Origin of the sequence: Cupriavidus oxalaticus (genome assembly GCF_004768545.1) — a bacterium.
Taxonomy (GTDB): Bacteria; Pseudomonadota; Gammaproteobacteria; order Burkholderiales; family Burkholderiaceae; genus Cupriavidus; species Cupriavidus oxalaticus_A.
In genome coordinates this window covers 859,968-872,707 of the sequence record NZ_CP038634.1, presented here as the reverse complement: position 1 = coordinate 872,707, position 12,740 = coordinate 859,968, and the positions used below count along the sequence as shown (strand labels likewise).

Below are 12,740 nucleotides of genomic sequence, written 5' to 3'. Positions count from 1 at the left end.
GGCACGGACCTGATGATCAAGGTCCTGCGCCATGCCGAACATCTCAGCATGGCTGTCATGGTCGGCATCGATCCGGAATCGGACGGCCTGGCGCGCGCCGCGCGGATGGGCGTGGCCACCACGGCCGACGGTCTCGACGGCCTGGTCGCCATGCCCGGGTTTCGCGACATCCGCATCGCTTTCGATGCGACCTCGGCCGGCGCGCATGCGCGGCACGCCTTGGTCCTGGCTCGGCACGGCGTCACGGTGATCGACCTGACCCCGGCCGCGCTCGGCCCGTTCGTCGTGCCGTCGGTCAATCTCGACGCGAACCTCGATTCGGAGAACGTCAATATGGTGACGTGCGGCGGCCAGGCGACGATTCCCATCGTCCGCGCGGTCTCGGACGTCACCCCGGTCCACTATGCCGAGATCGTGGCATCGATCGCGAGCCGGTCGGCCGGCCCGGGCACGCGCGCGAATATCGACGAGTTCACGGAAACCACGTCGCGCGCCATCGAGGTCATCGGCGGGGCGACGGTCGGCAAGGCCATCATCATCCTGAATCCGGCCGAGCCGCCGCTGCTGATGCGCGATACCGTCTACTGCCTGGTCGACGCCGATGCGGACACGGCGCGGATCGAGGCATCGATCCATGCCCAGGTGGCGAAGGTGGCCGCCTACGTGCCCGGCTACCGCCTGAAGCAGGCGGTGCAGTTTGACCGCGTCGCGCTGCCGCGCCAGTTCGCTAAGCACGGCGCATCGTCGACCGGCCTCAAGGTCAGCGTGTTGCTGGAAGTCGAAGGCGCGGCGCATTACCTGCCCGCATATGCCGGCAATCTCGACATCATGACCTCGGCCGCCTTGCGCACCGCCGACCAGATTGCCGCCAGGCGGCTCGCTGCCTGGGTCGCTGCCTGAAGGAGAAGACGATGACCGCCATGAGCAAGAAGATCTATGTCTCGGACGTGACGCTGCGCGACGGCATGCATGCCGTGCGCCATCAATACACGCTGCCGCAGGCCGTTGCCATCGCGCAGGCACTCGACGACGCCGGCGTCGACAGCATCGAGGTCGCGCACGGGGATGGGCTCGCCGGATCGAGCTTCAACTACGGGTTCGGCGCGCACACCGATATCGAGTGGGTCGCCGCGGTGGCAGCCGTGGTCAGGCGGGCGCAGGTGGCGACCCTGCTGATTCCGGGCATCGGCACGCTGCACGACCTGCGCGAGGCGCATGACGCGGGCGCCCGCGTGGTCCGGGTGGCGACGCACTGCACCGAGGCCGATATCTCGCGCCAGCACATCGAATACGCCCGCTCGCTGGGGATGGACACCGTCGGCTTCCTGATGATGAGCCACATGACGACGCCACAACTGCTCGCGCAGCAGGCGAAGAAGATGGAAAGCTACGGCGCGCAGTGCATCTACGTGGTGGACTCGGGCGGGGCGCTGAACATGCGCGACGTTGCCGAGCGCTTCCGCGCGCTCAAGGACGTGCTCGATCCCGCTACGCAGACGGGCATGCATGCGCACCACAACCTTGCGCTCGGTGTCGCCAATTCCATGGTCGCCATCGAGGAAGGCTGCGATCGCATCGATGCCTCGCTGACCGGCATGGGAGCCGGGGCCGGCAATGCGCCGCTCGAAGTGTTCATTGCCGCGATCGACCGCCAGGGACTGCACCACGGCTGCGATGTGAAGAAGCTGATCGATGCGGCGGACGATATCGTCCGCCCGCTGCAGGAGCGGCCGGTGCGCGTCGACCGGGAGACGCTGGCGCTTGGCTACGCCGGCGTGTACTCGAGTTTCCTGCGCCATGCGGAGGCCGCGGCGCAGCGGTACGGCCTGTCGGCGTTCGACGTGCTGGTCGAACTGGGCCGCAGGAGGATGGTCGGCGGCCAGGAGGACATGATCATTGACGTTGCGCTCGACCTGGTCCGGCGCGGCGAACGACAAGCGAGGGCAGCATGATCGATATCGAAGCTGCGGCGCGCCTGCTGGATGACGCGGCGTTGCACGCCAGGGCCATCAACCAGCTCACCGCCACCGAAGACTTCCCGGTGCCGGATGCCTATCGGATCCAGCGTGCGTCGATCGAGCGGCGGGTGCAGCGGGGCGAACGGCGCGTCGGCATCAAGCTCGGGTTCACCAGCCGGGCCAAGATGGTGCAGATGGGCGTCGACAGCCTGATCTGGGGCTGGCTGACGGACACCATGCTGGAGGACGACGGCGGCCGCGTCGACCTGCGCCGCTTTATCCATCCGCGGGTCGAGCCCGAAGTGTGCTTTCTCACGCGGCGCGCCATCGAGCGGCCGCTGACCGCGCTGGAGGCCAAAGACTACCTGGAAGCCGTGGCGCCGGCGATGGAGATCATTGATTCGCGCTACCAGGACTTCCGTTTCACGCTCGCGGACGTGGTCGCCGACAACTGCTCCAGCGCGGGCCTTGTCGTCGGCAACTGGGCCAGGGACTTCGACGGCCTGCGCAATGCGGGCGTGATCCTGCGCGTGGACGGGCGTGATGTGCAGATTGGCTCCACCGGCGCCATCCTCGGGCACCCGCTGCGGGCCGTGGTCGAAGCGTCGCGGCTGGCGAGCGCGTCGGAAACGGTCCTGCCGGCCGGCACGCTGATTATGGCGGGCGCCGCCACGGCCGCGCATCCGCTCCTGCCGGGCAGCCATGTGCAGGCGGTGGTGAATGGTGTCGGCGAGGTCGAGTTCACGACCTGCCTGACCGTGGGGCAGACGGTAGCGCAGAACCTGGAAGAGGCATAGCAAGCTATGACATTGCGAATCGACATGCACGCCCACTTCTTCCCCACGATCTCGCGGGAAGAGGCGGAGCGCGCCGACCAGCCCGGCGTGCCGTGGCTTGCCGTGGCGGAGGATGGCGAGTCCGGCATGATCATGCTGGACGGGCGGCCCTTCCGGCCGGTGAGCCGGCCCCTGTGGGACCCGGTGCGGCGCCTTGAACAGATGGACGAACAGGGCATCGACGCGCAGCTGATGTGCGCGACGCCGGTGATGTTCGGCTACCGCTACGACGCCCCGGCGGCGCTGCAGTGGGCCCAACGGATGAACGACAAGGCGCTGGAGCTCTGCTCGGTGGCGCCGGACCGGCTGATGGCCCTGGCGCAGGTGCCGCTGCAGGATATCGAGCTCGCTTGCCGCGAAGCTTCGCGTGCCGTCGCGGCCGGGCATCGCGGCGTGCAGATCGGCAACCACGTCGGTTCGCGGGACCTCGATGACGAAGCGCTGGTCCGCTTTCTCTGCCATTGCGCGCAGGAAGGCATTCCCGTGCTGGTCCATCCGTGGGACATGATGACCGACGGGCGCATGAAGCGGTGGATGCTGCCCTGGCTCGTGGCCATGCCGGCCGAGACCCAGCTGGGCATCCTCTCGCTTATCCTGTCCGGCGCGTTCGAGCGTATCCCGCGCTCGCTCAAGCTGTGCTTCGCGCATGGCGGCGGCAGCTTCGCCTTCCTGCTCGGGCGGGTCGACAACGCCTGGCTGCATCGGGATATCGTGCGCGAAGACTGTCCGAACCTGCCGTCGTCGTACGTGGACCGGTTCTCGGTGGACAGCGCGGTATTCGACGCAGGCGCGCTGCGCCTGCTTGTGGACGTGATGGGCGAGGAACGGGTCCTGCTCGGCTCGGACTATCCCTATCCGCTTGGCGAGCAGAAGATCGGGGCCCTGGTGGAGAATCACCCGCACCTGGGCGAGCGGGCCAGGCGCCTTATCCTCGGCGGCAATGCCGCCAGGTTCTTCAACTTGCCTGCCGACGGCAGCGGAGACGAATGATGGATTCAGAGAAGGAGCGCCAGATGCTGCCGCACGGTCCGCACAAGGAAGAGTTGCTGCAATGGGTGCGTCAGCTGTGCGACGAGATTCGCTCGCGCCCGCTCGATCAGGACCTCGAGGCCTATCTGAACCGCGAATATGGCGCGGGTACTCGCCCTTACCAGGAGCTGTGCCGCCTGCTGCAGCTCGGCGTGGAGGAGGGCTGGGCGGGCTATGTCGAGATCGAGGGTGCCACCTACCGGCGCGGCAGGATCGCCGAGCCCTCGCCGGAAACTGCCGGCATGAGCGTGGAAAGCGGGCTGTTGCGCGACGTTATGGGCCAGTACCACTGCCACACCCGGGGCGAGATCAACATGATCGTCCCGCTTGAACCGGGCGCGCAGTTCTGCGGGCATGGCGCGGGCTGGCGCGTGTTCCCGCCGATGAGCGAGCACTTCCCGACGGTCACGGGCAAGGCGCTGATGATGTATTTCCTGCCTGGCGGCGAGATCGAGTACCGCGCGGCGCCCGCCGCATGACTTCAACCTTTGCTCCGGAGCATTCGAGTGAGTATCAGGATCCTTGCAGTAAGCGGAAGTTCGCGTCGCGGCTCGCTTAACCAGAAGCTGCTCGACATCGCGGCGTATGGCGCGCGCGACGCGGGCGCGGTGGTGACATCCATCCGGCTGGCGGACTATGCGCTGCCGCTCTACGACGGCGATGACGAGGCGGAGCAGGGCGTGCCGGCCGAAGCGCGCCGCCTGCAGCGCGAATTCGCCGGCCACGATGCGTTGCTGATTGCCACGCCGGAGTACAACGGCGGCTACACGGCAATGCTGAAGAACGCCTTGGACTGGGTCAGCCGGCCCCAGGAGGACGGCACCTCCGGCGTCGCGCTGCTGGCCGGCAAGGCCGCCGCGCTGCTTTCGGCGTCGCCGGGGCCGCTGGGCGGCCTGCGCTCGCAGCTGGCGCTGCGCACCGTGCTCGACAAGCTGGGCGTAGTGGTCATTCCCGACGCATTCGCGCTGGGCACGGCGCACGAGGCCTTCGAAGGCGAGACCGGCCTCCGGGACAAGGGGGCGGAAAAGGCGGTCATCCAGGTTGGCGTGGCGCTGAGCCGCACCGCCGGGCGGCTGTCGAACAAGGGATAGCGACCGCGGCGGCCCTGGCGCACCAAAGTCGTCAGGCCGCCGCCTGCGTGGATTGCCGTGCGAACTGGCTCGGCGACTGTCCGACGTGTCGGCTGAACGCCGTGCTGAAGGCGCTGGCGGATCCATAGCCGACCCGTTCGGCGACCTGCGCAAGCGCAACGTCTTGCCTGCGCAGCATGTCCTTTGCCAGCGCCATGCGCCAGGCAACCAGGTATTCCATGGGCGGCAGGCCGACCGCCCGCGTGAACCGCTCAAAGAATCCCGAGCGGGAGAGCGCTGCCTTCGCGGCCAGTTCCGCCACCGTCCATGTGTACGCGGGGTCAGCGTGCATGTGGTTCAGCGCCACCGCGAGCCGTTCGTCGGCGAGCCCGCGGAGCAGGCCGGCCGGCGCGGCGTCACCGGGCGCGCAGCGCAACGCCTCGACCAGGAGGATCTCCACCAGGCGCGTCAGCACCAGGCTGTGCCCCGGGCGTTGCGCCGACGCTTCCCTGCCGACGAGTCGCACCAGCACCGACAGGTGCTCTGCGTCGCGGATATGGACCATGCCGGGCAGCAGCGACACCAGCAACGCGGCATCGGGCGAGTCGAACAGGAAGTAGCCGCCCAGCATGCGCAAGTCCGGTGGCCCGTCAGGCGTGCCGTGGCGCATGTCCTCCGTGGGCTCCGGGAGCGCCGTCGGGTCGATCAGCACCGGCGTCGCCGGCTCGGCGCCTGACATGGTGAAGCCGGGCGTCGCAGGCAGCAGCACGAAATCGCCGGCCTGCAGCGTGACGGGTTGCTGGCCGTCGACGCCGAGCACGCAACCGCCCTCCAGCACGGCGCAGAAGCTGGGGTGGCCGAACGCCGTGTAGCGCACGCTCCACCGGCCCGCACCGCTGATGCCCTTGGAAAACACCGTACGCGGCCGGAGCAGTGCGATCACTTCAGACAGCGGATCCATGATGTCTGGACGAATGCGAAAGTTATATGGACGTCTGATTATAGATGGTCCGGCCAGGCTTCCCTATCGTTATGCCATCGCAATCGAACAAGGAGCAACACCATGAAGACCGTCCTGATCACCGGCTGCTCGTCCGGCTACGGCCTTGCCACCGCGCACCATTTCCTGTCCCAGGGTTGGCACGTCATCGCAACCATGCGCTCGCCGCGTGAAGACCTGTTGCCCCGGTCGGAGCGCCTGCGCCTGCTGGCGCTTGACGTGACCCGTGCCGAAAGCATCGACGCCGCGCTGGCCGTGTGCGGGCCCATCGACGTGCTCGTCAACAATGCCGGCGTGGGCCTGTTCGGCGCCTTCGAGGCGACGCCGATGACGACGGTGCGCGAGGTATTCGAAACCAATACCTTCGGTGTGATGGCCCTGACGCAGGCCATGCTGCCGCGTTTCCGGGAGCGCCGTGCCGGCGTGATCGTCAACGTGACCTCGAGCGCGACGCTGGCGCCGATGCCGCTCGTGGCCGCTTATACCGCGAGCAAAACCGCCATCGAAGGTTTCACCGCTTCGCTGGCCCATGAACTTGGCGAGTTCGGCATCCGCGCCAAGCTGGTCGAGCCCGGCTATTGCCCGGACACCCGCTTCACGGAAAACGCAGGGCCGCGCATGGCCGGCATGATCCCCGAAGCGTACGGCGCGTATGCGATGTCCGTGCTGGCCGGATTCGCGCAGCCTGCCAGGGCGACCAAAGCATCCGATGTGGCCGAAGCCGTGTGGCGGGCGGCAAATGACCGGTCCGGGCAGCTGCGCTTCCCGGCCGGAGCCGACGCTGTCGCCCTGGTCCATGGCGACATATTGCCGGCGGGCGAGCCTACCGCGGTATCACGTTTCGACTGACGCCATTGCCGTTCATCCGCTACGTGTTCAACCATATCGCTCCCATGCCGCGAAATGCCCGCCATTGGCGATTTCATCTGCCATTGCGCAGATCCAATGTCGATGCGTCGGCGCACTGGCAACTGATGTCAGAAACATGACAGTCACAAACAATTTTGGGGCAGAGATAAATGGACTGCTTGCCACCGTCTGGCGGGCAACGGTCCATGGAGTGAGTCGCTTTTTTTTCCCGCAGGGTGTCACGACTACTGTCGTCATGTCTCTCGCCATCTGCTAGCCTGAATTGCGCAAGCACAGAAACGTGGGCGAAGAAGCGGGAGAACAATCATGAAGCCAGCGCCAGATTGCGGATTGCGGATTCTGCCAGCGATCCGCCAAGTTGCGATTCTGTTGCTCCTGCTCGGCACCGTTTTACTGGCACGCGCCGGCGATATCACCGGCGCGGGTTCCACCTTTGTTTATCCCTTGATGTCCAAATGGGCGGCAACGTACTACGCCCGAACCGGCCATCAGGTTAACTATCAACCCACGGGCTCGGGAAACGGGATTCGCCAGATTCGCGCTGCCCGGGTGACCTTCGGCGCCACCGACATGTCGCTCAAGCCCGAGGATCTGCGCGCGGCGGGCCTGGTGCAGTTTCCGATCGTGGTCGGTGGCGTTGTCCCGGTGCTCAACCTGGATGGTGTTGGCCCGGGGCAGCTGCGCATGACCGGCGCGTTGCTGACGGATATCTACCAGGGAAGGATCGTCAACTGGAATGACCGGGCGATTGCCGCGGAAAACCCTGGCCTGGCGCTGCCGGACCTGAAGATCGTGGTCGTCCATCGCAACGACAGTTCGGGGACCACCTTCAACTGGACGGATTACCTCACCAAGGTCAGCCCGCAATGGGGAGAACGCGTGGGCGCCGGAACGACGGTGAAATGGCCCGTCGGCGTCGGGGCAAATGGCAACGATGGCGTTGCAACCTACATTCGCAATGTGAAGGGCTCCATTGGCTATGTCGAGCTGACCTACGCATTGCAGCGCAAGCTCGCCTATGCCGCCGTCAAGAACCGGGACGGCATCTATGTGCAGCCATCGCGCGAAACCTTCAGCGCGGCGGTGACCGCGGCAGAGTGGAATCCGAAGGCGGATTTCTATCAGGTGCTGACAGATGCTTCGGGCCCTCAGGCCTGGCCTATCACCGGGGTCGTATTCGTCCTGATTTCCAAGGCGAACGGCAACGCTGCCGAGACCAACGACGCAATCGCGTTCTTCCGGTGGGCGCTGTCGGAGGGGCAGGCAGACGCCGCGGCCGAGCATTATGTCGCGCTTCCGGCCGGCGTGGTCAGGCATGTTGAAGCGTACTGGAAGGAGGCGTTCCGATGATGGGAACGCCTCGCACGGAGCCAGTCGCGGTCACCCCAGGCCAGGCGACGGGGACAGCGTCCCCAGGTCAACCCAGGTCGTCCTTGATGGGACGGTGCTTGAAAGTACGGAGCCGCGGCACGACGTCGTGGCTTGGCTTTGTGTGCGGAGGTATCCATCCGAGTCCTGATTACATGAAGATACATTGGCAAACGTGCGCAGACACAGGCCAGATACATGGCCATCTTTCAATGTGCCATGTGCAGGGGATTGGTGCGGGTTTGCATTGGGGGTTCCCGGACCACATGGCTTGCTGCCAGGACCGCACGTTGCCTGCACGTCGTCGCCCATCCCCTGGGCGAAATGCAATCTCATCGTTAATGTCAATCAGGACACAGGAGTCAGCAGATGAAATCGACCCGAATGATGGCTGCGGCCATGCTCTTCGTCGGCAGCGGCTTGTTGCTGCAGACGGCGCAAGCTCAGATGGCAGGCGTCCATCGCACCGATCTCGTTCAGCACGATCTCAGCGTGCCGGGTCGCGAGGGGGTACAGGTCCGCGTTGACCTCGATCCCGGCGCGTTCGCGCCAATGCATTCCCATCCAGGCGAGGAGATTGCGTACGTGCTGCAGGGGACGCTGGAGTACCAGCTCGGCAACAATCCGCCTGTCACGCTCAAGACCGGTGAATCCCTGTTCATTCCCGCCGGTACGCCCCACTCGGCGCGCAATGTCGGCAGCGGCACGGCATCGGAACTGGCGACCTACATCGTGAAGAAGGGCGCACCGCTGGTGGCACCGGCCAAATAGGCCGGGCGCAACGTGGCAGCCGGTATCATGCGCGTCCGTCGTGGACCAGGCGCACCAATGAGTCAGCGGTGACTCTGGGCGTCAGCTAAGCCTGTGCCAGGCCGCCGAGGCGAGGCAGGGCTCGACGCTACTCCTCCAGCCTTGCTGCGACGGCGCCCACGATGTTGTGCGCCTCTAAACCCAGCTTCCGAAGCAACGCGCGGTGCGCTGGCTGCCACAGCGCGAGAGCCTGTTGCAATGTCAAGGCGCACGCCTCTGTCAGCCAAACCGCGCGGCGGCGGCGACCGGCTTCCGCCATGACAACTTCCACCATCCCCGTGCCGACAAGTTGATCCGCGTTCCTTGACATGGTCGATTGATTCAACCCGGCCCGTTGCGCCAATGCGGCCAGCGTGTCGTCTGTTGCCGACGCAATCAGGCACATCAATCCAAATTGAGTACTGGTCAGGCCAGACGGCGCCAGCGCCTCATCCAACGCCGCTGTGATTCTAAGCGCCAGCAAGCGCGACGGATTCGCCGCGTTCGAAGGCGAGCCGTCGTCACGGCTGCTCAATCCAATGGGCTCGGTGCACGGCGGATGGCCCCTGACGCTCATTGACAGCGCCACTGGCTGTGCGGCCAACTCCCTTCTTCCCGCCGGCGTTGGTTACACCACTGTCGAGACAAAGGGCAGTTTCTCCAGACCGATCAAGCCTGACACGGGCAGGGTCCGCGCCGAAGGCCGCGTTGCCAGCCAGTGCCGTCAAATCATCACTGCGGAAGCTCGCGTGCTGGCAATGGACGGACGCGTCCTGTCACATGGCACATCTACGCTGCTCGTGCTATCGCCCGTCCAGGCAGTAGTGGAGGCTTGCCGTCTCGCATGCTTCGAAACGCACGCCTCAACCCATCGCGGATGTTGCCCCGTGTGATGTGCGTGAGGCCAATGCCGAGCGTGGCAAGGAAATGTTCGAGCACACGATGTGCGGAAGGGGCGGATGCCATCATTGGACGAATTGAAACCAAACTAAGACCAAGTGGAACCTTGCCCTTCCTATCATACCTACTCCAATCCCAACCTTGATGGAGTTTTCGATGTTCGATATGAAGGATCTTGCCCGTTTGAAGAAGCTGGACGAAAACGCTCCTGAAGCGATGAAGAGCTTCCGTGCATTTGACCATGCAGCTTTTGCAGATGGCGCGCTTTCGGTGCAGCAGAAACAGATTATTGCGGTGGCCGTGGCGCTGACGACGCAGTGCCCGTATTGCATCGCCCTGCATACCAAGGCCGCCCACGATGCCGGCGCTACCAATGCGCAACTTGCGGAAGCCGCGCTCGTGGCCGCTGCAATCCGGGCGGGCGGTGCAGTCACGCATGCCACGCACCTGTTCCGCGACTGAACCCACGACTAAACCCACGACTGAATCCACGTAAGGGACGCGCCTGATACGTCCCTGGGACAAAGGTTTTTTTGAATCGCAGGCTCCGGCACAGCTGGAGCCGGCCGCCGGAACGCGCGCATGCGCGTCCTCGCAATGACAGGAAAGGAGGTCTGCGCCACCGGGGCGTGCTCCTCCACCACACCACCTATCCGTTGAGGAGTAAATATGCAACCCATCACATCCGTCGCCACAACGCGCACCAGCGAAGCCACCAACAACCACGAGGCGTTGCTGCGCTGGTCGCTGGTTGTCGTCTTTCTCTGGTTCGGCGGGATGAAGTTCACCGGCTATGAAGCGCAGGGCATTGCGCCGTTCATCGCGAATAGCCCCTTCATGGCCTGGCTTATCGACGCATTCGGTGTACGTGGCGCCAGCGCTGTCATTGGCGTGATGGAACTGTCCACCGCGGTGACACTGGCCGTCGGCGCATTCCATCACAGGGTGGCGGTACTGGGTGCAGCCATGTCATGCGCGACGTACGCCATCACGCTGACGTTCTTTGTCACCACCCCCGGCGTTGCCGAGCCGACTGCCGGCGGGTTTCCGGCGATCTCCGCGCCGATCGGCCAGTTCCTGCTGAAGGACCTCGTGCTGCTGGCAGCGTCGGCTTCCCTGCTGCGCACGGCGCTGGCACGTTGGCAGGCGGAGCAATCCTGACGTAATACATGCCACGCACATGTTCCGTGACTGAAGCGAGCAATTCTCCGTGAGCTCCGGTTCTATCGCGCTTAACGTCGCCCACGACAAAGGGAACATCATGAATGCCATTTCCAAGGGCCAGCGTCCGTTGAAAATCGATATCTGGACCGATTTTCTTTGCCCCTTCTGCTATTTGACGACACTACGCGTTCAGCGTCTGGCACAGGTCATGCCAGTTGAGCTCACCGCGCGTGCCTTGATGCTCCGGCCGCCTGCTGCGCCCCCGTTGCCGGAGGATTTCTGCGGTAAGGGGCTCTCACAAATGTCCCAGTTCAAAGGGCTTGGCCGTTTGCGGGATCGGTCCCGTTACGACCAGGCCCATCATCTGTCAGGCCACCGCGTAAGTGATTGAAAATACGAGCGGCCGATAATCGGCCGAACCAATTCTTCGAGTCGCGCTAGACTTCGTTGGCTACGCCAGCAACCGACGCTGCCGCTGGACCAATTGCGGGCATGGCGTTTGCGTCACCTGGAACTCTTCGCCGGCTAACCGGTTCGCCAGCGACAGACTCGGCTTCATTCCTAGCGGGACATCGCAATGCAACGATCACGCGGCTGCAGCGCCCGGGTTCCGGTCACACTGGCCATCGCCATATCAATGCTTGCCGGATGCGGCAACAAGAAGGAGGCCGCGGGCCCGCCGCCACCGCAAGTGAGCGTGGTCACGCTCAAGACCGAGCAACTGACGCTGGATACCCAGCTGCCGGGGCGCACCACGGCGTTCCGCATTGCCGAGGTCAGGCCGCAAGTGGATGGCATCATCTTGCGCCGCCTGTTCAAGGAAGGCAGCGACGTCACGCAGGGCCAGCAGCTCTACCAGATCGACGCATCTACCTACGAGGCCACCTACAAGAGCGCGAGGGCGACGCTGGAATCCGCCCGCCTGCTGGCGGAGCGCTACGGGCGCCTGGTCGGTGACGAGGCGGTCAGCAAGCAGCAGTATGACGAGGCCAGGGCTGCCTGGCTGCAGGCGCAGGCAGCGGTGGACCGCGCAGAAATCAACCTGCGCTATACCAGGGTGCTGGCGCCGATCTCCGGCCGCATCGGACGCTCGAATGTGACCGAGGGTGCGTTGGTGACCAACGGCCAGGCTACCGCGCTGTCAGTGGTGCAGCAGCTCGACCCGATCTACGTCGACGTGACCCAGGCCTCTTCGTCGCTGCTGCGGCTGCGGCGCGAACTGGCCAATGGTGCGCTGCAGAGTGCCGGCACCAACGCGGCCCAGGTCAGCCTGGTGCTCGAAGACGGTACCCGCTATCCCGAAACCGGCCGCCTGGAGTTCTCTGAAGTGGCCGTGGACCAGGGCACCGGCTCGGTGACGCTGCGCGCGGTGTTTCCCAACCCGCGCCATGAGCTGCTGCCGGGCATGTTTGTCCATGCCCGCCTGAGTGAAGGCGTCAAGACCGATGCGCTGCTCGTGCCGCAGCAGGGCGTGACGCGCGATCTCAAGGGCCAGGCGACGGCGCTGGTGGTCAATGCCAGGGACGAGGTGGAACTGCGCCAGATCCGCACCGAGCGCGCCGTTGGCGACAAGTGGCTGGTGTCCGACGGCCTCGGTGCCGGCGACCGCGTCATCGTGGAGGGCCTGCAGTTCGTGCGGCCCGGGGCAAAAGTGCGCGTAGCCCAGGCCGGGAGCGGGGCGGGTGCGCCGGTGGCGGGTGCATCCGCACCATCGGCCCCATCCGCAGCCAAGCGCTGAGCGCACCGCCCGGGCGAG

General features: G+C 65.3%; 17 protein-coding genes. 14 read left to right on the top strand and 3 right to left on the bottom strand.

Features of this window, described 5'->3' with window-relative positions; genetic code table 11:
• Window positions 1-12 precede the first annotated feature (12 nt).
• From E0W60_RS03760 to E0W60_RS03735, 6 genes are read left to right on the top strand one after another with little or no spacing between them, the layout of a single operon-like run.
• Window positions 13-900, top strand: a complete 888-nt coding sequence (locus tag E0W60_RS03760) for an acetaldehyde dehydrogenase (acetylating) (protein ID WP_240745859.1) — start codon at window positions 13-15, stop codon at window positions 898-900.
• 11 nt (window positions 901-911) lie between these two features.
• Entirely contained in the window at window positions 912-1,952 is a 1,041-nt protein-coding gene (dmpG, locus tag E0W60_RS03755; RefSeq protein ID WP_135703070.1) for a 4-hydroxy-2-oxovalerate aldolase, read from the top strand.
• Window positions 1,949-2,755: a 2-keto-4-pentenoate hydratase gene (locus E0W60_RS03750; protein WP_135703069.1), complete on the top strand. Its 807-nt coding sequence runs from the start codon at window positions 1,949-1,951 to the stop codon at window positions 2,753-2,755. The genes dmpG and E0W60_RS03750 overlap by 4 nt, the downstream gene beginning before the upstream one ends.
• A 6-nt stretch (window positions 2,756-2,761) precedes the next feature.
• Window positions 2,762-3,784 carry an amidohydrolase family protein gene (locus E0W60_RS03745; RefSeq protein ID WP_133095748.1) on the top strand — a complete coding sequence of 341 codons (1,023 nt, stop codon included), beginning with the start codon at window positions 2,762-2,764 and terminating at the stop codon, window positions 3,782-3,784.
• Window positions 3,781-4,302 (top strand): DUF4863 family protein, encoded by a 522-nt coding sequence (locus E0W60_RS03740; protein WP_240745828.1) that lies wholly within the window; start codon window positions 3,781-3,783, stop codon window positions 4,300-4,302. The genes E0W60_RS03745 and E0W60_RS03740 overlap by 4 nt, the downstream gene beginning before the upstream one ends.
• 27 nt (window positions 4,303-4,329) lie before the next feature.
• The gene (locus E0W60_RS03735) at window positions 4,330-4,914 is read left to right on the top strand and encodes an NADPH-dependent FMN reductase (protein WP_135703068.1); all 585 of its coding nucleotides are present in this window, start codon (window positions 4,330-4,332) and stop codon (window positions 4,912-4,914) included.
• Window positions 4,915-4,945: 31 nt separating this feature from the next.
• Here the strand turns inward: E0W60_RS03735 and E0W60_RS03730 are convergent, their stop codons facing one another.
• On the bottom strand, window positions 4,946-5,857 hold the full coding sequence (locus tag E0W60_RS03730) for an AraC family transcriptional regulator (protein ID WP_205751627.1): 912 nt from the start codon (window positions 5,855-5,857) through the stop codon (window positions 4,946-4,948).
• Between the two features lie 99 nt (window positions 5,858-5,956).
• On the opposite strand from E0W60_RS03730, the gene E0W60_RS03725 reads away from it, so the two are divergent.
• Complete coding sequence (locus E0W60_RS03725) at window positions 5,957-6,742, top strand: SDR family oxidoreductase (protein ID WP_135703066.1); 786 nt, start codon at window positions 5,957-5,959, stop codon at window positions 6,740-6,742.
• A 27-nt stretch (window positions 6,743-6,769) separates the two neighbouring features.
• On the opposite strand, the gene E0W60_RS03720 is transcribed toward E0W60_RS03725, so the two are convergent.
• On the bottom strand, window positions 6,770-7,000 hold the full coding sequence (locus E0W60_RS03720) for a hypothetical protein (RefSeq protein ID WP_133095744.1): 231 nt from the start codon (window positions 6,998-7,000) through the stop codon (window positions 6,770-6,772).
• Between the two features lie 69 nt (window positions 7,001-7,069).
• On the opposite strand from E0W60_RS03720, the gene pstS reads away from it, so the two are divergent.
• Together pstS and E0W60_RS03710 are read left to right on the top strand one after the other, a co-directional pair.
• Complete coding sequence (gene pstS, locus E0W60_RS03715) at window positions 7,070-8,113, top strand: phosphate ABC transporter substrate-binding protein PstS (protein ID WP_135703065.1); 1,044 nt, start codon at window positions 7,070-7,072, stop codon at window positions 8,111-8,113.
• A gap of 387 nt (window positions 8,114-8,500) precedes the next feature.
• Window positions 8,501-8,902, top strand: coding sequence for a cupin domain-containing protein (locus tag E0W60_RS03710; protein ID WP_133095743.1), 402 nt, complete (start codon window positions 8,501-8,503; stop codon window positions 8,900-8,902).
• Window positions 8,903-9,029: 127 nt separating this feature from the next.
• Here E0W60_RS03710 and E0W60_RS03705 read toward each other — a convergent pair whose 3' ends face one another.
• Complete coding sequence (locus E0W60_RS03705) at window positions 9,030-9,455, bottom strand: MarR family winged helix-turn-helix transcriptional regulator (protein ID WP_167884536.1); 426 nt, start codon at window positions 9,453-9,455, stop codon at window positions 9,030-9,032.
• Window positions 9,456-9,459: 4 nt separating this feature from the next.
• Here E0W60_RS03705 and E0W60_RS03700 point away from each other — a divergent pair, with 4 nt between their 5' ends.
• The 5 genes from E0W60_RS03700 to E0W60_RS03680 all read left to right on the top strand — a co-directional run bounded on the left by E0W60_RS03700 (window position 9,460) and on the right by E0W60_RS03680 (window position 12,722).
• The gene (locus E0W60_RS03700; RefSeq protein ID WP_240745827.1) at window positions 9,460-9,813 is read left to right on the top strand and encodes a PaaI family thioesterase; all 354 of its coding nucleotides are present in this window, start codon (window positions 9,460-9,462) and stop codon (window positions 9,811-9,813) included.
• A gap of 163 nt (window positions 9,814-9,976) precedes the next feature.
• Complete coding sequence (locus E0W60_RS03695; protein ID WP_133095741.1) at window positions 9,977-10,282, top strand: carboxymuconolactone decarboxylase family protein; 306 nt, start codon at window positions 9,977-9,979, stop codon at window positions 10,280-10,282.
• A gap of 207 nt (window positions 10,283-10,489) precedes the next feature.
• Window positions 10,490-10,981: a YkgB family protein gene (locus E0W60_RS03690; protein ID WP_135703063.1), complete on the top strand. Its 492-nt coding sequence runs from the start codon at window positions 10,490-10,492 to the stop codon at window positions 10,979-10,981.
• Window positions 10,982-11,081: 100 nt separating this feature from the next.
• A complete protein-coding gene (locus E0W60_RS03685) occupies window positions 11,082-11,375 on the top strand; it encodes a DsbA family protein (protein ID WP_135703062.1) in 294 nt (97 codons plus the stop codon).
• Window positions 11,376-11,561: 186 nt separating this feature from the next.
• On the top strand, window positions 11,562-12,722 hold the full coding sequence (locus E0W60_RS03680; RefSeq protein WP_135703061.1) for an efflux RND transporter periplasmic adaptor subunit: 1,161 nt from the start codon (window positions 11,562-11,564) through the stop codon (window positions 12,720-12,722).
• Window positions 12,723-12,740: the final 18 nt, after the last annotated feature.